Source organism: Speluncibacter jeojiensis, assembly GCF_029589495.1.
GTDB classification, from domain to species: Bacteria; Actinomycetota; Actinomycetes; order Mycobacteriales; family Mycobacteriaceae; genus Speluncibacter; species Speluncibacter jeojiensis.
The window spans coordinates 1-19,868 of sequence record NZ_JAAIVF010000015.1; the positions used below are offsets into that span (position 1 = coordinate 1).

The window sequence follows — 19,868 nt, forward strand, 5'->3', positions numbered from 1 at the left end:
AAGCAACAAGGTCTCGAGGCCAAGGCTATGCCGTTCGAGTCGACGTGGAGTCGGATTCGGGGGAGCGTGGGGGCAAGTCTCGTTCACCAGGGAACGGTTTGATTGTGGTAGTCGAGGAAGTGGAGGCCGCCGTCGCCGTGGTGGGCGGTGATGGTGTCGACCACGCCAGGGATGCTGTCCTCGATGGTCAGTGGGGCGTGCTGACCGCCGAGGTCGGTTTGGACGTGTCCGGGGTTGAGGAGCAGCAAGGTGCGGGGGTCGTCGGCGTGCCGGGCGGCATGGCTGCGCATGAGCTGATTGAGTGCGGCCTTGCTGGCCCGGTAGACGTCTTGGCCGCCAACGGTGTTCAGCGAGATGCTGCCCTGGCTGGAAGACATCACCCCGATCGTTCCGGAGGGTGGCACCAGGTCTCGCAGGCTGTCGATGATCCGCATGGGGCTGAGCGCATTGGTGACCATGACCTCGGCGAACACTTCGGCCGGCACGTCGGCGGCGGGCACGTTGCCGCGGGTGACGGCGGCGTTGACGAAGAGCAGGTCGAGTGCACGGCCATCGAGCCGGTTGCGAAGTTCGACGATTTGCGCTGGTTCGGTCACGTCGAGGATCTCGACTTCGACCCGGCCGGCGCAGCGGTCGGCGAGGTCGTGCAGGCCGGTGCGGGCCGCACCCCGGACTGTGCCGATCACTGTCCAGCCGCGGTGAGCGAGCTCGGTGGCCAGGCCCAGGCCGAGGGCGCGGCTTGCTCCCACGATCAGCGCGGTGGGTCGGTGCGGGCTCTCGGTCATCGGGCGCTCCTGGCGTCGACGGCGGGCTTGACCACGTCGGTGGCCCACTGACGGAAAGTGGTGGGTGTGGTGTTCTCCGGCATGCGCGACACGGCGGTGTCGAGGCCGTGTTCCTTGGCGGTGTCCATGTCGATCAGCCCTTGAGCGACTGCTTCGGACATCCCGTAGCCGAGCAGATCTTGCTTGTACGCCCGCCGGCCGGTGCGCTCGTAGCGCACCGGGGTGCCGAGAACCTCGGTGAGGATCGCCGCCTGATCGTTCAGGGACAGGTCCTCGGGCCCGAGGAGGTTGACGGTGTCCTGGCCGGTCCAGGTGTGGTCGGCGAGCAGCGTCGCCGCCGTCGCGGCGATGTCGGCGGTCGCCACCGTGGGCGCCTTCTGGTCGCCGGGCAGGGTGCCGGTGAGCGCGCCATGGTCGGCGAGGGAGACGACCTGGCGGGCGACGTTGTCCATGAACGTCGGGTTGGCCAGGGCACGTACGTGAGCGCCGGTGCTGCGCAGCAGGTCATCCATCGCCCAGGAGGCCGAGGCATGCCCGGCATACAGCTGCGTGCCCCGACCCAGCGCGGACACGACCACGACCCGAGGCACCTGGCGGGCCACGATGGCCTCCGCGGCAGGGATGCTGTCGCCGACGTAGGTCTGGTAGATGCTGCTCGCGGCCGGCTCGGCCGGCATCAACCAGAACACCGCATCGGCGCCGGCGAACGCGCGGTCGACGACGTCGGTGTCACGGTGGGAACCCTGCACGACCTCGACACGGTCGCGCACCGGTGCGGGCAACCGTGCCGGATCGCGGGCGATGACGCGCACCGCCTCGCGGTGCGCCAGCAGTCGGTCGAGCAGATGGGTGCCGATGTGGCCGGTCGGGGCAGTAACGACGATCATGGGAACTCCCTTCGAGTCGACAGCAGAAGTATACTCGACCGTACCGTTTACTTCGATGGAGGTTCCAAGTGGCCCGCCGAGGAGATGCGCTGCATGAGCACATCCTGGACACCGCTAAACACGTCTTCCTGGAGACCGGTTACGACCGCACCTCGATGGACACCATCGCAGCCCGGGCCGCCACCTCCAAGCGATCCTTGTACGCGCACTTCCCGACCAAGGAGGCGCTTTTCGTCGGCAGCGTCGAGCGCAGCCAGGAGTTGTTCGCCGACCGGCTGGGCGCCCCGTCCGAATACGCCGCCGACCCCTGGGAGGCCGTAGCGCGCTTCTGTGGGCGGGTGCGGCAGATGCTGAGCTACGCTCCGGTGATCCAGATGTGCCGCCTGGGCATCGCTGAAGCGGTCCGCCTGCCGCAGGCCGCAGCACAGATCCACGACAGCTTCCTGCTTGCCGCCGAGCGCCCCCTGGCAAGGCACCTGTCCGACGAATGCGGATACGCCACCACAGAGGCTGCCACGACCGCCGAGGGTCTGCTCGGCGTGACCGTGTACCCCTTCCTGGTCGGCGCACTCTTCGGACTCGAGAAGCTGTGCGACACCGTGCCCGCCGCCGAGGACCTCGACACCGACATCGACCTCACCCAGATCCAGCAGGCGGTAGCCCTGCACGCTCGGACCACGCCGTCGAGTTAGCAGTTCGCCGAATTTGCTTTCGATTCGCTTGTCCTGCTCCATTCGGAGAGGGACTGTCCGGATCGCCGTTGTACTCGATCTGTCGTGGAGCCCTGCTGCCGGTCCTGTACACCGACGCCCGTCAGCGCATCGGCGGAATGCCTACTCAGTAGGCCGAATCGACGTTGTCGATCGAGCCGTACCTGTTGGCCGCGTAGTTGCAGGCGGCGACGATGTTGGCGACCGGATCCCAGATGTCGGAGCTGGTGCCGGCGACGTGGTAAGCGTTGAACGTCGGGTCGATCACCTGCAGCAGCCCCTTCGACGGGATGCCGGCGGCGGCGTTCGAGTCGTAGAGGTTGATGGCCTGGGGGTTGCCCGTCGACTCACGCATGATGTTGCGGTAGATGCCGTTGTAGCTGGCGGGGATGCCGTGCGCGTTGAGGATGTCCAGCGCGTGGTGGATCCAGCCGTCGAGGTCGTCCGAGTAGACGGGCGCGGGAGCGGGCTCGGGGGCGGGCGCGGGAGCCTCGACGACGGGCTCGGGAGCCGGTGCCGGAGCGGGTGCCTCGACCGGCGCGGGCGCGGACACAGGAGCCGGAGCGGGCAACTCCGCGGCCGCCGGGACGACCTGCTGGACACTTGCCGCATCGGCGGTCGTCTGCTCGGCATGAGCGGAGGGTTCGACGGTGATGAGCGCTCCGGTGCTCAGGCCCGCCACGACGGCGAGCGTGACGGCACCGGTTGCCCAGGTCTTGCGCAGGTGGGGCGTGTTTCGGGCATGGCTGAGCTTGCGAGCAACGTTCATGGGACTGGATTCCTTGATATGTATCGACCGGGAAATCCGGCCGCCAACAGTCAGGGCGCAGAGGTGCCCCGGCGATGTGGCGTCATCGCGATGGGTGAACTCATGGACTGAGGGGCAATGCCGCCTCACCGCATGGCGCAACCGGACCGATCGCGTATCGGGTCCAGAAGACGGGGCTTACTCAGGCGGCCGTGGCCGCGCTGGCGCTCCCGGTTGCCGCGGCCGAGCCGCGGGCCGCACATGCGGGGTTTATCCGCATAGAAAACTCGACTTCCTCGTGGTGCGCAGACTCGCATCTGCGTTCGTGGCAGATAACAGATTGATATACAAACCTGAGAGAACGCCAGTCAGGGGCGCCGAAACCGCTCGGTTTTCCGGGCATATCGGACGACCGGATCATCCGGTTTATCTGTCGTCACCTGCGGTTACGTGAAGTTCTTCAGCGGTGGCCCATGTCACAAAATTTCTGTCAACAAAACACGCTGTTCGAGACCGATTCGTTATCAAGAGGGCGGATCGGGGGCGCCCTGCCGGCGCCTGTCCGGACGGCTGCGGAAGCCCTCTCGGGGCGTGACACCGCCGGGAGCCGAGGGTCGGCGGCGCGGGCATCCGTCGGGTGCGGGACGTCGGACGCGCGGATGATCTCGAACCCGGCGCAGCGGAACTGCTGGAGTTGCGCAGCATGCTGTGTTTGGGTCGACGGATGACTGGTGGTGATGACGGGCTCGCGGAGACCGCTGAGCACCTGCTGGACGGCCCGGTGACCGCTGAGCGGCTCCGGAAAGGTCTCGCGCAGGCGCAGCGGGACGGCGACCGAGCGAGGGTGGAGGCTCTGATCCGACTCGCAGAGAGAGCGTTCCCGCAGGATGCAGCCGATTGGGCGTTGGCCCAGCGCATCAACCGCGAGATGGGCAGTCCCGGTCCCGAGGTCGTCGACAGGGTCTTCGAGTTGACCCGCACCATCGCCGAGGCGACAGCGGAGCTGAACCGGATCCTCACCGAAACCTGGGCGCTGGAAGCGTGGGACTACGACAACGAGCGACCCCTCGGCGAGTGAGATCTGCCTGACGATGGGCTGGGTCGGCGCGCCGGCGAGTTCAGATCATCGCGGGCTGCTTCCAGTCACCGAAGCGCCGCGGCGGCATCGTGGTCATGGGTGGGCACGACGCGGACCAGTCGGCGCGCCAGATGCAGTCGATGCAGTGCGGCGAAAGCGGCGTCCCGGTCTTCGTCGACGAACACACCTGGGAAAGCGGGCTTCTGCCGCACGCGGGCGACTTGCTCGTAGTGCCACGCGGCGTCGCCTGCGAGCAGTACCCAGCCCGCATCGGTGCGGCCCAGCACGCCGATGCTGCCGGGCGTGTGCCCGGCCAGTTCCACCAGGATCACGGCGCCGTCGCCGAACAGATCGTGTGAAGCGGTGAAGGTGGCGACCGGCGGGCCGTCGAGTTCGTATGCCACGATGGCGCGCCCATCGGTCAGCGCCGACCGCACGCCACCGACCGGCGGGCGGGCAGGACCGAGGATCCAGTCGCGCTCGGTGTTGCGCAAGTGCACCGGGATCCCGGGCAGGTCGAGGAGACCGCACACGTGGTCCCAATGGGCGTGGGTGGGCAGGGCGAAGTCGGGGATGCGGCCCACTCCCGCGGCGGCCAGCGAATCGACGGTGGCGAGCGTGTCCGCCGGCGGTGTCACGACCGGCCGCAACACCCCGGGGAGTTCGGCGATCGCCCGGTGCGGGGCGTCGCGGCAGTACGACGGGTCCACCAGGAAGGTCGCTTCCGGATGCTCGACGACGAAAGTCGTCATGGCATTGCGCACGCGTCGGCGCATCCCGGCACCCTCGATCACGCCGCCGGCCGGGACCGAACGCGGCACCTGCGGCAGGGCGCGGACGGTGACCGTCGCGCCCCCTTCGGGCAGGCCGGCATCCGTGATCGTGTCGATCAGCCGACTGTCGACCGGGCGAGGACGGAGCATTCCCCGAATGAACCCGCCTGCGGCACCGAGCAACTCGAGTGTGGTGGGTGAGGCTGGGCGTTGGTGCTGGTCCGTCGACATGTCGGTCTCCTCGCCGTCCGGTTGTCGTCGACGTGTACGACGGTAGTAGCGATGGACCTGCGATAGGGAATGAACCCTCACCAAGGCGCGCGCGTCACCGGCGACCACGTACATGTGGTGCACGGAGCACCGTCGATGATCAACTACCTCGACGCTCTCAACGCTTGGCAATTTGTGCGAGAAGCCAAGTCGGTCGCCGATTCGCCTGCCGCCGCCTCCTTCAAACACGTCTCGCCTGCGGGCGCCGCGCTTGCGGGCGATGTCGATGAGGTGATGCGCGAAACCTGGGGTCTCGGCGACGGCGCGATCGGACCGCTGGCGAGCGCCTATGTGCGGGCCCGCGACGCGGACCCCAGGAGTTCCTTCGGCGACATGATCGCGGTGTCCGAACCCGTCGACGACGAACTTGCGCCCTGCTGGCCCGCATCGTCTCCGACGGCATCATCGCGCCTGGGTTCGCCCCCGGAGTCGTGGCGACGTTGTCCCGGAAGAAGCGTGGCACGTTCCTGGTGCTCGAGGCGGACCCGGACTACGAACCGCCCGAATGGGAACGCAGAGAGGTTTTCGGCATGCGACTCGACCAGCAGGCGCAGCGCACTCCACTGGCCCCCGACCTGCTGCAGGTCGTCGAAGGCCCGGAACTCACCCCGCACCAGATCGCCGACGCTCTGCTGGGGACGACTGTCCTGCGGTACACGCAGTCGAACTCGGTCGCGTATGTGAAAGACGGCATGGCGCTGGGGATCGGCGCGGGTCAGCAGTCGCGGGTGGACTGCACCAGGCTCGCCGGGCGCAAGGCGTCGTATTGGTGGCGCCGGCGTCATCCCGCAGTGCGTGGGCTCGCGCTGCCCGGCGAACTGCCGCGCCAGGAGCGGGTGAACTGGCAGATCCGTGTCGCCGAGAACGAGATGACGCCGTCGCAGCGCGCGGCGCTAACCATCGCTGATGGGGAAGGCGGACACTCCGAGCATCGAGGCGCCATGGGACAGTCTGCAAACCGGTCTGACGCTAGCCTCCGACGGGTACATTCCCTTCCGCGACAACACCGATCACGCCCACCGGTTCGGGGTGACCACGGTCGTGGAGCCGGGCGGATCCGCACGGAGTGACGAGGTGCGACAGGCTTGCCGGGAGCTGGGCATCACGCTGGCGAACACCGGAGTGCGGTTGTTCCACCACTGAGTTTCACGACGTGCGCCGCCGCGGGAGTCCGCGGCGGCGCACTGACAGCCGGCGTTCAGTCCACCAGGTTCAGTCGCCGCGACAGATCCGAGGCGAAGACCCGATCGGGGTCGACCGCGTCGCGGATCCGGCGCCATTCGTCCAGCCGCGGATACATCCGCTCGATCATCTCGGGTGTGGTGCGCGAGTCCTTCGCGAAGTACAGCCTGCCGCCGGCGGCAAGGACGCGTTCGTCGAGTTCGGTGCAGAACCGGCCGAGCCCCTCCCTCATCGGAAAGTCCAGGCTCAGCATGAATCCCGGTCGGGGCCACGACAGGGGCGCCGGATTGCTCGCGCCCATGCGCTTGAACACGTTGAGGAACGACCGCTGTCCCGACCGGGCGATGAAGCGCACGATGTCGGCGAGTTGAGTTTCGTTCCCGAACGGCATCGACAACTGGTACTGCAGGAATCCGCGGTTGCCGTACGCGCGATTCCACTCGCCGAGCAGGTCCAGTGGGTGATAGAACTGCGTCAGATTCTCGATCTTGCCGCGCGAGTGCTTCGGATACACGCGGTACGCGGCCTGCGCGGCGATCCGGCACGTCACCCCGTTGACCATTCCGCTCGGGAACACGTCCGGAACCGTGAACAATTGCGGCGCATCGAATTTGAGTGGATCCTTGCGCAGCTTCTTCGGCAGCTGATCGACGGTGGCGAGCGATCCACGAGTGAATCCCGCGCGGCCGAGTTGCCGTCCGGTGCTGATGGTGTCGGGCACCGACATCGAGTAGTCATAGCCGTCGTCGGAGCCGTTGGTGAGCAGTTCCATCGTCTCGTCGAGGTCGGCGGTCCGGTCGTGGTCGGCGATGAAGTACGCGGTTTCGGTCTTCTTCATCCGGATCTTGGCGCGTAGCACGATTCCGGTCAGACCCATGGCGCCGAGGGTGGCCCAGAACAGTTCGCGTTCGGCGCCTTCCGGGGTGAGCATGCGGACCTGTCCGTCGGCCGTGAGCAGGTCCATCGACACGACATGATTGCCGAAGCTGCCGTGCGAGTGGTGGTTCTTCCCATGGATGTCGGCGGCGATGGCGCCGCCGACCGTGACCTGACGTGTCCCCGGCAGCACCGGTACCCACAGTCCGTGGGGCACGGCGATGCGCATCAGCGTGTCGAGGCTGACTCCGGCGTCGAGATCGACGATGCCGCTGTCGGGGTCGATCGAGTGGATCCGCCGGAAGGCGGTCATGTCGACGACGAGCCCGCCGCCGTTCTGGGCGGGGTCGCCGTAGCTGCGGCCCAATCCCCGGGCGATCACCCCTCTGGGGCCGGCCTCGCGCACGGCCCGGGCGACGATGTCGACGTCGGCGACCGACAGCACCCGGGCGGTACTGGGAGCCGTGCGGCCCCAACCGCGGAGCGCACGCCGGTCGATGAACGGTTCGATGCTGGCAACAGTCACCGGACGGACCGTACCGAGCAAGATCAGCTACGCCGATGGATCGGCGCAGATCTCAGGATCTCCTCAGCCTCAGTGCGGCAGCAGCCACCACACCCCGTACGCGACCGCGGCGACCACCACCGTCGCGGGGCGTAGCAGCGTCGACAGGATCACGTCGAGGACGGTGCACAGGCCGCAGAAGGTGCGGTAACCGGTTCGGCGCATCTCGCGCTGTGCCTCCTGTTCGGGTCGGTCCCCACGCACCTCCAGCATGCCACCTGCGCGTTTCGACCCCGAGGAATCGCTGCGGCCACTACATTTGCCGTGGGCAAGAAGGGGGTGCCGGTCATGAGGCGTGCGTCCGGCGGTCCGTCGTGGGCGCATCGCTGGGGCGTGTTCGTCGCGCGGCACCGGTGGCCGGTGCTCGGCTGCTGGCTGATCGTGCTCATCGCCTGCGCGCTCGCCTATCCACAGCTGTCCGGGAATCTGCAGGGCTCCGACTACAACGTCACGGGTTCGGACTCGGCGCATGTCCAGCAGCTCATGCACGAGCACTTCGCGGACATGGGGACCGAGCAGGACGCGGTCGTGTTCGACGCGTCGACCCTGACCGTCGACGATCCGCAATATCGCCGGGCCGTCGCGCACACGCTCGACGCGGTGCGCGCCGGTCCGGGTGTCGTCGGCGTGATCGGTCCGTTCGATCCGTTCGCCGCCGGTCAGATCTCCGCCGACCGACGTTCGGCGATCGCGGTGGTCGGGATGGGCGGCACGTCGCGCACCAACATCACCGACGCGAAGCGGTTGCAGGACATCGTCGGGGCGACGTCGACCGCCGACGTGCGCGCCTCGCTGACCGGGTTCTCGCCGTTGACCAACGACCTCGGGGTGGTCGAGAAGGCCGACGCCGAACGGGGCGAGTCGATCGGTCTGCCGGTGGCGCTGATCGTGCTGATCGTCGCGCTGGGCGCGGTGGTCGCCGGCCTGCTGCCGCTGGTCGCCGCCGGCGCGGGACTGCTGTGCGCGTTCGGCGTGCTGACCGCGCTGTCGACGGTGCTGAGCTTCGACACGCTGCTGGTGGTCATCGCCACGATGATCGGGACCGGCATCGGCATCGACTATGCGCTGTTCGTGGTCGGTCGCGTCCGCGAGGAGATGACGCGGCGCGGCGTCGTGGACCGAAGGCGAGCCGACCGGCACCAGACCGACGCCATCGCGGAGTCGATCGGAGTCGGCATGCAGACCGCGGGCAAGACCATCGCGATCTCCGGGATGATCCTGACCATCGCGATCTGCGCGCTGCTGGTGATCGGCTCGCCGGTGTTCCACGAGATCACCATCGGCGTGGTCGTGACCGTGTTGTCGGTGCTGGCTGTCGCGCTCAGCTTCCTCCCGGCGCTGCTGGCGGTCCTGGGCCCGCGGGTGAACACACTGGCGCTGCCGGCCCGACTGCGCCCGGCCGAGGTCGGCGACACCTCGACCCGCGGCGCGTGGGCGCGCTGGGCGCACGCGGTGATGCGCCGGCCGGCGCTCTACGGCGGCCTCGTCGCCGCGGTCCTGGTGGTGGCGCTGCTGCCGGTGACCGGACTGCGCTACGGCATCGACCTCGGCACCGCTGCCCTGGACCACACTCCATCTGGGCACGCGAACACCATTCTGGCGCAGAAATTCTCGCCGGGCATGCTGGCGCCGGTCGAGATCGTCGCGACCGGACCGGACGACGGGCCGGTGCAGCCGTCCGGTCGCGCGGCCACCGACCGTATGGCGCAGGTGCTCGCGCACGACCCGCGCATCGCCGGGGTGCTGCCGCGCGAGGAGAACGGCCGGATGTTGTGGATCGCGGCGCCGAAGGTTCCGGTCGACTCGACCGCCGCGGCCGACCTCGCGCGCGATCTGCGGGGCCGGGCGGACGAGGCCGCCGCCGGCAAATCGACGCGAATCCTGGTGGGCGGCACGACCGCTCAGTTCGTCGACCTGTCCGACGAGACGACGTCCGCGCTTCCCTGGGTGCTGACCATCGTGCTGTTGCTGTCGCTGATCTTCCTGGCCGTCGCCTTCCGGTCCGCGGTGCTGCCGGTCAAGGCGGTGCTGATGAACCTGCTCGCGACCGGTGCGGCGCTGGGCATCACGGTCGCGATCTTCCAGTGGGGCTGGGGATCGAGCCTGCTCGGCTTCCAGAGCGTCGGCTACCTGCAGGTCTATCTGCCGGTCACGGTGTTCGTCGTGCTGTTCGGACTGTCGATGGATTACGAGGTGTTCCTGATCGGCCGGATGAAGGAGGCCTGGGACCGGCGCACGGCCGAGGCCGCCGACCTCCCCGACAGACCGGATGGCGATCCCGACGCCCGCAACGTCGAGTCGGTCGCCGAGGGTCTCGAGCACACCGCCCGCCCGATCACCGCCGCCGCCGCGATCATGGTGGTGGTCTTCGCCGGCTTCATCTCCGCGGATGTACTCGAGCTCAAGCAGTTCGGCGTGGCGCTGTCGGTGGCCATCGCGATCGACGCGGTCCTGGTGCGGATGATCCTGGTGCCCGCGTTCATGAAACTGCTCGGACACCGCAACTGGTGGCCGGGCACCCGGATCCGAGCCGGACACCCGGATCCGGCAGACGTCCCGCCGGTCCGGCACCGCCCGCCGCGGTTGTCGCCATCATGGAGACCATGACGCAACAACCCCGGCGCGCCCTGGTCGTCGACGACGAGTCCGCCCTGGTCGACCTGGTCCGCGGCTACCTCCAGCACGACGGGTTCGAGGTACGCACCGCGCAGGACGGTCCGGCCGCGCTGGAGGCGGCGCGCGAGTTCGACCCGGAGGTCGTCGTGCTCGACCTCGGCCTGCCGCTGTTGGACGGGGTCGAGGTGTGCCGCGAGCTGCGGCGTTTCTCGGACTGCTACGTCATCATGCTGACCGCCCGCAGCGACGAGGTGGACAAGCTCGTCGGGTTGTCGGTCGGCGCCGACGACTACCTGACCAAGCCGTTCAGCCCGCGCGAACTGGTCGCCCGGGTGAAGGTGATGCTGCGGCGACCCCGCCGACTGCCGGCGCCGAACACCACCGCGACCGTCGCGCGGTTCGGGCCGCTCGAGGTGGATCTCGACGGGCGTGAGGCGCGCCTCGGCGGCCGGACCCGGGACCTGACCGTCACCGAGTTCAACCTGCTGGCCACGCTGGCGCGGCAGCCGCACGTCGCCTTCACCCGGCGGCAGCTGATCGACGCCGTGTGGGGCGACGACTGGGTGGGCGACGATCGGCTGGTCGACGTGCACATCGGTCACCTGCGCCGCAAGCTGGGCGACGACGCCGCCGCGCCACGGTTCGTCCGCACCATCCGCGGCGTCGGCTACCGGATGGGCGGCGGACGATGAGGAGGCCGCGCCTGCCCGTGACGGGGCTGGGCGCGCGGCTGTGGGCGGCGCTGGTGACGGTGGAACTGCTCACCGCGGTGTCCACCTGGTTCATCGCCTCCGTGGTCGGACCCCGGCTGTTCCGGACCCACCTCGCCGGCGAGGGCGAGACGCTGCCACCGACGATCGCCGCGCACGCCGAGCAGGCGTTCCGGTCGGCGAACCTGCTGGCGTTGCTGTTCGGGTTCCTCGCCGCCTTCGTGCTCTCGCTGGTGGTGATCCTGACCGTGACCAGGCGGTTCGGGCGGTCGGCCGAGACGCTGTCGGCGGCGGCGACGCGGATCGCAGGCGGGGCCTACGGCACCCGGGTCACCCCGCCGCGGCTCGGCCGCGAGTTCGACTCGCTGGCGGGCGCGCTCAACCGGATGGCCGCACAGCTGGAGACCGTCGAGTCGACCCGGCGGCGGCTGCTCGCCGACCTGGCGCACGAGGTGCGCACGCCGATCACCGTCATCGACGGCTATCTGGAGGGCCTGCAGGACGGCGTGGTCGCCCCCGACCCGGCGACCTTCGAAATGCTGCGCACCCAGACGGCCCGGCTGGCGCGGCTGAGCGAGGACATCGGCGCGATCTCGCAGGCCGAGGAGGGGCAACTCGATCTGCAGACCGAGCGGGTCGCGCCCGCCGACCTGGTGTCGGACGCGATCGCCGCCGCGTCCCGGTCGTACTCCGACCGCGACCTGCGGCTGCGCGGCGACATCACCCCGGCCCTGCCGGCCGTCCCGGTGGACCGGCAGCGGATCGAGCAGGTGCTGACGAACCTGCTCGCCAACGCGCTGCGGCACAGCCGTCCCGGTGGCGAGGTCCTGGTGACCGCGCATCGCGGGACTCGGCGCACCGTGGAGATCGCGGTCCACGACGCCGGGGGCGGGATCGCCGCCGAACACCTGCCGCACATTTTCGAACGCTTCTATCGCGTCGACACCGCGCGCGACCGCGGCCACGGCGGCACCGGCATCGGCCTGGCGATCAGCAAGGCGATCGTCGAGGCGCACGGCGGACAGGTGCGGGCGCATTCGGCCGGGCCGGACCGCGGGGCGACCTTCACGGTCGTGCTGCCCTGCTGATCCGGCGACATCTTCACGAAATCTTCATCGATCGGCGGCACGATTCTCCACAACCGGTGGGGAAGGTGGGCAGAAATCGACTGACGGTCGCCGCGCGCGACCGCGAGGAGGATGCCCGTGACGACGACCACAGCAGCGGCGACGACGGCGAGGGCCGGCGCCCCGCCGGGGGGCGGAGACCTGTCCGGCGGCCGTTGGGAAAGCATTCTGCGCCATGATGTTCCGGCGTCCATCGTGGTGTTCCTCGTCGCACTACCGCTGTCGCTGGGCATCGCGGTCGCCTCGGGTGCACCGATTCTGGCCGGTCTCATCGCGGCCATCGTCGGTGGCATCGTGGCGGGCGCGGTCGGCGGCTCCCCGCTGCTGGCGAGCGGACCGGCCGCCGGCCTGACCGTCGTCGTCGCCGAACTGGTCGCGAAGTTCGGCTGGAAGGTGACCACCGCGATCACCGTCGGCGCGGGGATCCTGCAGATCCTGTTCGGGCTCAGCCGGATTGCGCGTGCGGCGCTGGCGATCTCGCCGATCGTTGTGCACGCCATGCTCGCCGGTATCGGCATCACGATCGCACTGCAACAGGTGCACGTGCTGCTCGGCGGAACCTCCAGCAGCACCGTGTGGGCGAACATCACCGGGCTGCCGTCGCAGATCGTGCACGCGCAGCCGGGTGCGGTGCTGATCGGCGGGATCGTCGTCGTCACGATGCTGTTGTGGAAGAGGTTGCCGCCCAAGTGGTCCCGAATCCCGGCGCCGCTGGTGGCGATTGTGCTCGCCACCGTGGTGTCGCTGGTGCTGCCGCTGGACGTCAAGCGCATCGCGATCGACGGGTCGCTGTTCGACGCGATTGCGCTGCCGACGCTGCCGGACGGCCAGTGGTCGGGCTTCGTGACCGGCGTCCTGACGATCGCGCTGATCGCCAGCGTGGAGAGCCTGCTGTCCGCGGTGGCGGTCGACAAGATGCACAAGGGCCGCAAGTCCGATCTGGACCGTGAGCTGATCGGCCAGGGTGCGGCGAACACCGTGTCCGGCCTGCTCGGCGGACTGCCGGTCACCGGTGTGATCGTGCGCAGCGCCACCAACGTCGCGGCCGGGGCGAAGAGTCGGGCGTCGGCGATCCTGCACGGCGTGTGGCTGCTGCTGTTCTCGGTGTTCCTGGTCGGGCTGGTCGAGAAGATCCCGTACGCGGCGCTCGCGGGCCTGCTGATCATGATCGGTGTCGCGCTGGTGAAGCTGGCGCACATCCGGCTCGCGCACCGCACCGGCGACCTGGTGGTCTACGTGGTCACCGTGCTCGGCGTGATGTTCCTGAACCTGCTCGAGGGCGTCGTCATCGGCCTGCTCGTAGCGATCGCGCTGATGGTGTGGCGGGTGGTGCGCTCGACCGTGCACGCCGAGCCGATCGAGTCTGTGACCGCGTCCGGGGTCGAGCCCGGGACCGTGCGGCGCTGGCGGGTGAGCATCGAGGGGACCTGCACGTTCCTGTCGCTGCCCCGGCTCACGCGCGCGTTGGCGGCGGTGCCGCCGGGCGTCGACGTGAACCTGGAACTGACGGTCGACTTTCTCGACCACGCCTGCTGCGAGGTCATCGAGGAGTGGGCCGAGCGGCACCAGGCGAGTGGCGGCACCGTCGTCGTCGACGAGATCGGCACGCACGCGATGGCGGCGGCCGTGTCCGCCCCGCCGAAGCGCCACCCCGTCGCCACGCTGGCGCGCGGCCTCGCACCGTGGGGTGCGACCCAGCAGGGATCAGGCCCCTCCGGTGACGACCACACCGGCACCGACACCGAAGCCTGCCGGCCGGTGATGGACGGGATCGCGCAGTATCACCGCAGCCACGCGCCGCTGCTGCGCGTGCACCTGGACCGGCTCGGCGGCGGGCAGAACCCGCACGCGCTGTTCCTGGCCTGTGCGGACTCGCGGGTGGTGCCGAACGTGATCACCGGCAGCGGGCCCGGCGACCTGTTCACCGTGCGAAACGTCGGCAACCTGGTGCCGGAGGCGCAGGCCGACACCTCGATGGAGGCCGCGTTGACCTTCGCCGTCGAGGAACTCGACGTCGCCGCGGTGATCGTGTGCGGGCACTCGGGCTGCGGCGCGATGGGTGCCCTGCTCGACAACGGTGCGGTGGGGTCGCCGGTGGGGGCGTGGATCGCCCACGCCGAACCCAGCAAGCTGGCCCACGGCGACGGGCACCCGGTGGCGCGCGCAGCCGCCGAGGCGGGTTTCGACGAGCGCGACCAGTTGGGCATGGTCAACGTCGCGTTGCAGATGCGGACACTGCGCCACCACCCGTTGACCGGGCGGGCGCATGCCGAGGGGCGGGTCGAGATCATCGGCCTGTTCTTCGACATCGCCTCGGGCCGCGTCCTGCGGGTCACAGACACCGGGATCGACTACCTCGACCCGGACGGGGCGACGGCTCCGCGCGCCCGATGATCGGCGCGCGGCACCGATAGCCCCCACCTCGCAGTTGCCACGACGGCCGGTCTGGCTGGTCTGCCGCCGTGGCAACTGCCCCTACGGGGTCCCCGGCGTCGTTTCCTCCGTCATGCCGTTTCGTCCGCACCGCGCAGGAACGTGCCCGCCATCTGCACGGCGGGACCGGACGAGTCCGCGCCGTCGATGAACGCCGCGAAGGCCACGTCCCCGTCGATGCCGACGAACCAGCCGTGTGCCGGCTTGCCGCTGACCTCGGCGGTCCCGGTCTTGCCGCCCAGGCCGTCGATGTCCCGCAGGGACCGGGCGGTCCCCGAGGCGACGGTCTCGCGCATCATCGCCCGCAACGCCGACACGGTGGACTGCGGCAGCGGTTCCGGGCTGCGGTCGGCCTTCGCCGCCTGCCCGGCGAGCAGGCTCGGATGGATCATCGTGCCGCCGTTCGCCAGCGAGGCCTCCGCGACCGCCATGCCGAACGGGCTGGCCAGCACCGCGCCCTGCCCGATCGCGGCCTCCACCCGCTCGGCGCCGCCCGACGTGACCGGGACCTTGCCGGTGACGGTGGTCAGCCCGGGGGTGACGAAGTCGACCCCGAGCCCCAACGCCGCGGCCGTGTCGGTGAGCGCGCGCGGCGCCAGCTTGACGGCCAGCATCGCCTGAGTGGTGTTGCAGGACTGCGCGAATGCCGTGTGCAGCGGCACCGTGCCCAGGTCGAACTCGTCCTCGTTGGGGATGGTGCGGCCCTCGACCGTCGCCACGCCGGGGCACGGGAGCCGATCGTCGGCGGTGGCGACGCCGGCATCCAGCGCCGCCGACGTCGTCACGGTCTTGAACGTCGACCCCGGCGGGTACAGGCCGGTCAGCGCGACCGGACCCTGCTCGTCCGCGGGGCGGTTCTGTGCCACCGCCAGCACACCGCCGGTCGACGGTGACAACGCGACGATGACCGCCGGCCGGGTCTGGGTGTCGACGGCCCGCTGCGCCGCCTGCTGCAGCGCGCCGTCGAGCGTGGTGTGCAGCGGGTCGACGAGCTTGCCCGGTCCGCTCGCGACGGCGGCGGCGCCCTGCGGATTGTCGACGGACACCGACCATCCGGCGTTGGCGCGCAACATGTTCTGCCAGATGTCGGGCAGTGCGCCGAACGCCGGTGAGCGCAGTTGCCGGCTCGCGGTGAGCAGTCGGCCCTGCTCCGGCAGTGTGACGCCGGGGATCGCCGCCAGCCGGGAGCGGATCGGGTCGACGTCGTCCGCGCGCAGCGTCACGACCGTGTAGTCGTGTCCAGGCGCGGCCGCCATCGCCTGGCGGATGTCCGCGGCGGTGATCGACGGCGCCGCGGCGTGCACCGCGTCGGCGACCGCGTCCGCGCTCGAGGCGGGGGCGGTCGGCGCGAGGTTCACCAGGGTGACCGTCTGCCAGGACATCACCGGTCTGCCCCCGCGGTCGACGACGGGTGCGGTGTAGTCGAGGTCGTCGGAGTAGAGGAGTCGACCGCCCGGCTGAAGCCGGGTGTCGAGCACCTGCGGTGACCACTGCACGTGCCCGCCGGTGACCGTGACGGTCCCGGTGGTGGTGGCGTCGACCCCGTCGCGGATCCGCCACACCGTGGTGGTCGGGCGGGTACCGGCGCTGTCGGCGTCGCCCACGGTCATCGTCGGGACGGCGTCGCCCATCCCGTCGAGGCTCGCCCGCAGTCCCGCTGTCGCTGCCCGGGGGTCGCCGGTCTGCGCCGCGGCCGCGCCGGAATCACGGGAATGCACGGCCGCCACGAACGAGTCGAGCGCCCGCTGGTCGGGGCTCGTGCCGTCCCCACAGGCAGCGGAGGCGGCGACCAGGGCGGTCAGCACCGCCAGCGGGACCACGCGGCGACCGTGAGTGTGCGATCGGATCATGCCCGCAGCACAGCAGCAGCATCGTCCGGTTGTCCAAGTGCGACCCGCCCGCGGGCCGATAGCGGTTCGCTATAGGTCCGGCTCGAGCCCGGCGCGCAGGTGGTTGACGGCGAGCCGGGCGACGGTGCCGATCACCGCGTCGACCGCCGGCAGTTCCGGCTGCGCGCGTACCGACCGGGCGACGACCGCGACGGCGATCGGCGGCTCGCCGTGCACGGTGACCACCGCCATCTCGGCCCGCACCGCGCCGATCGTGCCGGTCTTCCCGGCGATGCTCACCCCGGCGAACGGGAACCCGGAGGCGATGCGGTGGCGCCAGACCTGCTGCCCGAGCAGTTCGCGCATGAACGCACACGACGCCGCGGACGCCGCCTCGTCGGACCAGATCGCGCGCAGCAGCAGACACAGTTCCCGCGGGGTGGACGCGCTGACGTAGGACGGGTCGAAGGCGTGGCCGGACTGTGCGTTCGGGTCCGTGGCCAGCAGATGGAACGCATCCTCCCAGTCCCGGGCGCCGAGGTCCGCGACGGCGAGATCCTGCGCGTCGCGGGCTCCGCCGCGCACGACGGTGGCGGTCAGGCGCAGGTCGGCGAGCGCGGACTCGACCTCCGGCAGACCCACCCGGCCGAGCACGACGTCGGCGGCGGCGTTGTCGGACACCGCGATCATCGAGCGCAGCAGGTCCCGCCACGACAGCGTGACCTCGTCGGCGAACAGCGACAACCCGGTCGGCCCCGGCGTGCACTGCGACGGGGTGACGGTCACCTTCGCGCGCAGGTCGAGCTCGCCCCGGTCGACCTGCCGGCAGGCCGCGACCAGCAACGGCACCTTGTACATCGACGTCAGGACCACCGGGGTGTCCGAGCCCGATCCGACCCGCGCACCGCCACCGTCGAGCAGTTCGGCATGCCACCAGCCGTCGCAGCCGGCGTCGGCGAGGGCGTCGTCGACGCGCCGGGCGACCTCCTGCGCGGTCATCGGCGCACCTGTGCCGTCGCTCGGGTCACGGCGCCGTCGAGCAGCCCCGCCAGCGCGCCGCCCCCGCCGGACGGGGTCACCACCCGTAACCGCAGCGCGAAGTCGTCGTCGGGCAGAGCGAGCGACGGCAGCCCCGCCTCGTCCGCCACGCCGGGGCGGACGATGCCGAACGCGCTGCCCGCGGCGACGGTCGCGGCGATGCGCCGGTCATCGTCGGTGGCCTCGACCTCCGGATCCAGCCCCCGGCCGCGGAGCGCGTCGAGCAGGCGGTCGTGTCCGGGCGGGTTCGCCGACCGCGGCAGGCAGGCGAACGCGAGTCCGCGCAGCGCCGACCAGCGCAGCCGCCGCGCCGCCGCGGTCGGATGCCCCGGTGGGACGACCAGCACCCGCGACACCACGTGCAGCGCGCCGCGGTCGAGCGGTCCGGTCACCGCCGGGTCCTCGACGACCGCGCCGTCGGCCTCTCCCGCCGCCACCGCCTGGACCAGCTCCGGCGTGGTGCCCGTGACCGCGGCGACCGCCGCGCCGCCGGTGCGCAACGTGGTCAGGCAGGCCGTGACCAGGCCCGGCGGCACGTCGACCGCGAACCCGCACCGACGGGTCTCCGCCGCCGTGGAGAGCCGATGCGCCTCGGTCGAAAGGCGTTCCGCGTCGCGCACCAGGCCCCGCGCGCGCGGCAACAGCGACCGTCCGGCGGCTGTCGGGACCGCGCCGCGGGCGGAGCGTTCGATGAGCTCGACGCCCAGGTGCGCCTCAAGCCGGCGCAGGCCCTGGGATACCGGCGGCTGGGTCATGCCGAGCCGGTCGGCGGCGGCGCCGAAGTGCCCCTCCTCGGCGACCGCGACGAAGAACTGCCAGTGCCGCAGCTGATCCATGCCGCCAGTCAAACACGGGCGCCGAGGCGGCCGATCCGGCCGCCCCTACGGGGTCCCCGGGGGGAACCCCCGTAGTAAACCCCCGTACCCCTACGGTGGTCCAGATCACATCGGCGGGCGAAGGTGGGAGAACCCAATCGAAGGTTCAGTTAGGGAGCTCCGCCATGTCGACACCCCTCCAGGAATCGCGACCCGTCCACGCCCGGACCCACGTCGGTCCGGCGCGTTCGCCACGGCCGGCCGACGGCACCGAGGCGCACGCGGACGTCGAACTGTTCCTCCGACTGGGCGCGACGACGCTACGCGAGGGCCGGCTTCCCGAGGGCGAGGATTTCGGACCCATCCGCACCCTGGCCGGCGACTGCGCCCGCGCCGGCCAGCCGATCGAGCAGGTGCTCGCCCGCACGCACCAGGCGATGGCGGCCGCGCATGCGCTGATCCTGGACCGCTCGGTCGCGCCGGACTTCGCCGCCTCGATGGCGCAGGAGCGGCTGCTGCTGGCGCTGTCGGAGCACGCAAGCCTGGTGGTGGCTACCGCGTACGTCGCCGGCTGCGGCGCCGTGCGCTCCGGCGGCGAGGCGCCCACCGACACGCTGACCCGCGCACTGCTGACCGGCGGCGACGCCGAGGCGATCGCGCGGCTGCACGGGCTCGTCGTCGCGGAGCAGTATCTGGTCGTGCAGCTGGCGGCGACGTCCCGCACGCCCGGCGCCGGCCGCGGCATCGAATCGGCGCTGACCGCGCAGTTCGGCTCGCCGCTGCTGCTCTCGCGGTCCGCGTCGCACCTGATTCTGCTGCTGCCCGGCGTCCCGATGTGGGACGAGGTGACCGAGGCGCTCGAGTTCGTGTCCGGAGCCGCGGGGGTCGACATCCGCGCGACCGCGATCCAGGCGCGCATCGGCGAGATCCCCGCCGCCGCCGAACAGGCGCGCGAGCTGTCGCTGCTCGCGCAGATGGGCCGGCGCGGTCCCGGACTGTACGGAATGGCCGACTTGGCGTTGGAATACCAGCTCACCCGACCCAGTGAGGGCCGCGATCACCTGCTCGACGTGCTCACACCGCTGGCTGCCGCGCCGGAACTGCTCGAGACGCTGACGGTATACATCGGCCACGAGGCGAACCGCCGCCGCGCCGCGAAGGATCTGTACCTCCACGTCAACACCGTCGACTACCGGCTCAAGCGGGTCGCGCAGATGACCGGTCACGACCCCACCCGGCCGTCCGGCCTGTGGACCTTGCAGGCGGCGCTGGCGGCGCGCGACTACCTCGCCACGACGGCACGCAGCGAGGCAGCCTGACCGGACTCCCCGCGGCGGCCGACGCCGGACCGACGACCGCGCCGAGCAGCGATAGTGCTCGGCGACGGTCGATTCGGCGTACCCTCACGCGCAAGACGATGTTGCTG

At 70.6% G+C, this 19,868-nt stretch carries 16 protein-coding genes and 1 pseudogene; 8 read left to right on the forward strand and 9 right to left on the reverse strand.

The features are described 5' to 3' along the window. Positions 1–83: 83 nt before the first annotated feature. Both G4X40_RS22755 and G4X40_RS22760 read right to left on the reverse strand, forming a co-directional pair. Positions 84–785: an SDR family oxidoreductase gene (locus G4X40_RS22755; RefSeq protein WP_277835922.1), complete on the reverse strand. Its 702-nt coding sequence runs from the start codon at positions 783–785 to the stop codon at positions 84–86. Next, positions 782–1,672 (reverse strand): NAD(P)H-binding protein, encoded by an 891-nt coding sequence (locus G4X40_RS22760; RefSeq protein ID WP_277835923.1) that lies wholly within the window; start codon positions 1,670–1,672, stop codon positions 782–784. The genes G4X40_RS22755 and G4X40_RS22760 overlap by 4 nt, the downstream gene beginning before the upstream one ends. A 68-nt stretch (positions 1,673–1,740) precedes the next feature. Here G4X40_RS22760 and G4X40_RS22765 point away from each other — a divergent pair, with 68 nt between their 5' ends. Then, positions 1,741–2,364: a TetR/AcrR family transcriptional regulator gene (locus tag G4X40_RS22765; protein ID WP_277835924.1), complete on the forward strand. Its 624-nt coding sequence runs from the start codon at positions 1,741–1,743 to the stop codon at positions 2,362–2,364. A 145-nt stretch (positions 2,365–2,509) separates the two neighbouring features. Here the strand turns inward: G4X40_RS22765 and G4X40_RS22770 are convergent, their stop codons facing one another. Continuing rightward, on the reverse strand, positions 2,510–3,151 hold the full coding sequence (locus tag G4X40_RS22770; RefSeq protein ID WP_277835925.1) for a transglycosylase SLT domain-containing protein: 642 nt from the start codon (positions 3,149–3,151) through the stop codon (positions 2,510–2,512). 703 nt (positions 3,152–3,854) lie between these two features. Here G4X40_RS22770 and G4X40_RS22775 point away from each other — a divergent pair. Then, on the forward strand, positions 3,855–4,208 hold the full coding sequence (locus tag G4X40_RS22775) for a hypothetical protein (RefSeq protein WP_277835926.1): 354 nt from the start codon (positions 3,855–3,857) through the stop codon (positions 4,206–4,208). A 65-nt stretch (positions 4,209–4,273) separates the two neighbouring features. Here the strand turns inward: G4X40_RS22775 and G4X40_RS22780 are convergent, their stop codons facing one another. Then, entirely contained in the window at positions 4,274–5,212 is a 939-nt protein-coding gene (locus tag G4X40_RS22780) for an MBL fold metallo-hydrolase (RefSeq protein WP_277835927.1), read from the reverse strand. Between the two features lie 69 nt (positions 5,213–5,281). On the opposite strand from G4X40_RS22780, the pseudogene G4X40_RS22785 reads away from it, so the two are divergent. Beyond that, positions 5,282–6,321, forward strand: a pseudogene (locus G4X40_RS22785) (hypothetical protein). A 128-nt stretch (positions 6,322–6,449) separates the two neighbouring features. On the opposite strand, the gene G4X40_RS22790 reads toward G4X40_RS22785, so the two are convergent. Both G4X40_RS22790 and G4X40_RS22795 read right to left on the reverse strand, forming a co-directional pair. Next, on the reverse strand, positions 6,450–7,835 hold the full coding sequence (locus G4X40_RS22790; protein WP_277835928.1) for an FAD-binding oxidoreductase: 1,386 nt from the start codon (positions 7,833–7,835) through the stop codon (positions 6,450–6,452). Positions 7,836–7,904: 69 nt separating this feature from the next. Then, positions 7,905–8,087 carry a hypothetical protein gene (locus G4X40_RS22795; RefSeq protein WP_277835929.1) on the reverse strand — a complete coding sequence of 61 codons (183 nt, stop codon included), beginning with the start codon at positions 8,085–8,087 and terminating at the stop codon, positions 7,905–7,907. 75 nt (positions 8,088–8,162) lie between these two features. On the opposite strand from G4X40_RS22795, the gene G4X40_RS22800 reads away from it, so the two are divergent. The 4 genes from G4X40_RS22800 to G4X40_RS22815 all read left to right on the forward strand — a co-directional run bounded on the left by G4X40_RS22800 (position 8,163) and on the right by G4X40_RS22815 (position 14,721). Then, a complete protein-coding gene (locus G4X40_RS22800) occupies positions 8,163–10,481 on the forward strand; it encodes an MMPL family transporter (RefSeq protein WP_277835930.1) in 2,319 nt (772 codons plus the stop codon). Further along, positions 10,469–11,182 carry a response regulator transcription factor gene (locus G4X40_RS22805; RefSeq protein ID WP_277835931.1) on the forward strand — a complete coding sequence of 238 codons (714 nt, stop codon included), beginning with the start codon at positions 10,469–10,471 and terminating at the stop codon, positions 11,180–11,182. The genes G4X40_RS22800 and G4X40_RS22805 overlap by 13 nt, the downstream gene beginning before the upstream one ends. Next, positions 11,179–12,288 (forward strand): sensor histidine kinase, encoded by a 1,110-nt coding sequence (locus G4X40_RS22810; RefSeq protein ID WP_277835932.1) that lies wholly within the window; start codon positions 11,179–11,181, stop codon positions 12,286–12,288. Before G4X40_RS22805 ends, G4X40_RS22810 begins: the two co-directional genes overlap by 4 nt. Before the next feature lie 111 nt (positions 12,289–12,399). After that, complete coding sequence (locus G4X40_RS22815; protein ID WP_408642281.1) at positions 12,400–14,721, forward strand: solute carrier family 23 protein; 2,322 nt, start codon at positions 12,400–12,402, stop codon at positions 14,719–14,721. Between the two features lie 110 nt (positions 14,722–14,831). Here the strand turns inward: G4X40_RS22815 and G4X40_RS22820 are convergent, their stop codons facing one another. The 3 genes from G4X40_RS22820 to G4X40_RS22830 form a co-directional block, all read right to left on the reverse strand. After that, positions 14,832–16,610 carry a penicillin-binding transpeptidase domain-containing protein gene (locus G4X40_RS22820; protein ID WP_277835933.1) on the reverse strand — a complete coding sequence of 593 codons (1,779 nt, stop codon included), beginning with the start codon at positions 16,608–16,610 and terminating at the stop codon, positions 14,832–14,834. Positions 16,611–16,679: 69 nt separating this feature from the next. Next, entirely contained in the window at positions 16,680–17,588 is a 909-nt protein-coding gene (locus G4X40_RS22825) for a serine hydrolase (RefSeq protein WP_277835934.1), read from the reverse strand. Beyond that, complete coding sequence (locus G4X40_RS22830) at positions 17,585–18,463, reverse strand: LysR family transcriptional regulator (protein WP_277835935.1); 879 nt, start codon at positions 18,461–18,463, stop codon at positions 17,585–17,587. Before G4X40_RS22830 ends, G4X40_RS22825 begins: the two co-directional genes overlap by 4 nt. A 164-nt stretch (positions 18,464–18,627) precedes the next feature. On the opposite strand from G4X40_RS22830, the gene G4X40_RS22835 reads away from it, so the two are divergent. Further along, on the forward strand, positions 18,628–19,761 hold the full coding sequence (locus G4X40_RS22835) for a PucR family transcriptional regulator (RefSeq protein WP_277835936.1): 1,134 nt from the start codon (positions 18,628–18,630) through the stop codon (positions 19,759–19,761). The last annotated feature ends 107 nt before the right edge of the window (positions 19,762–19,868 follow it).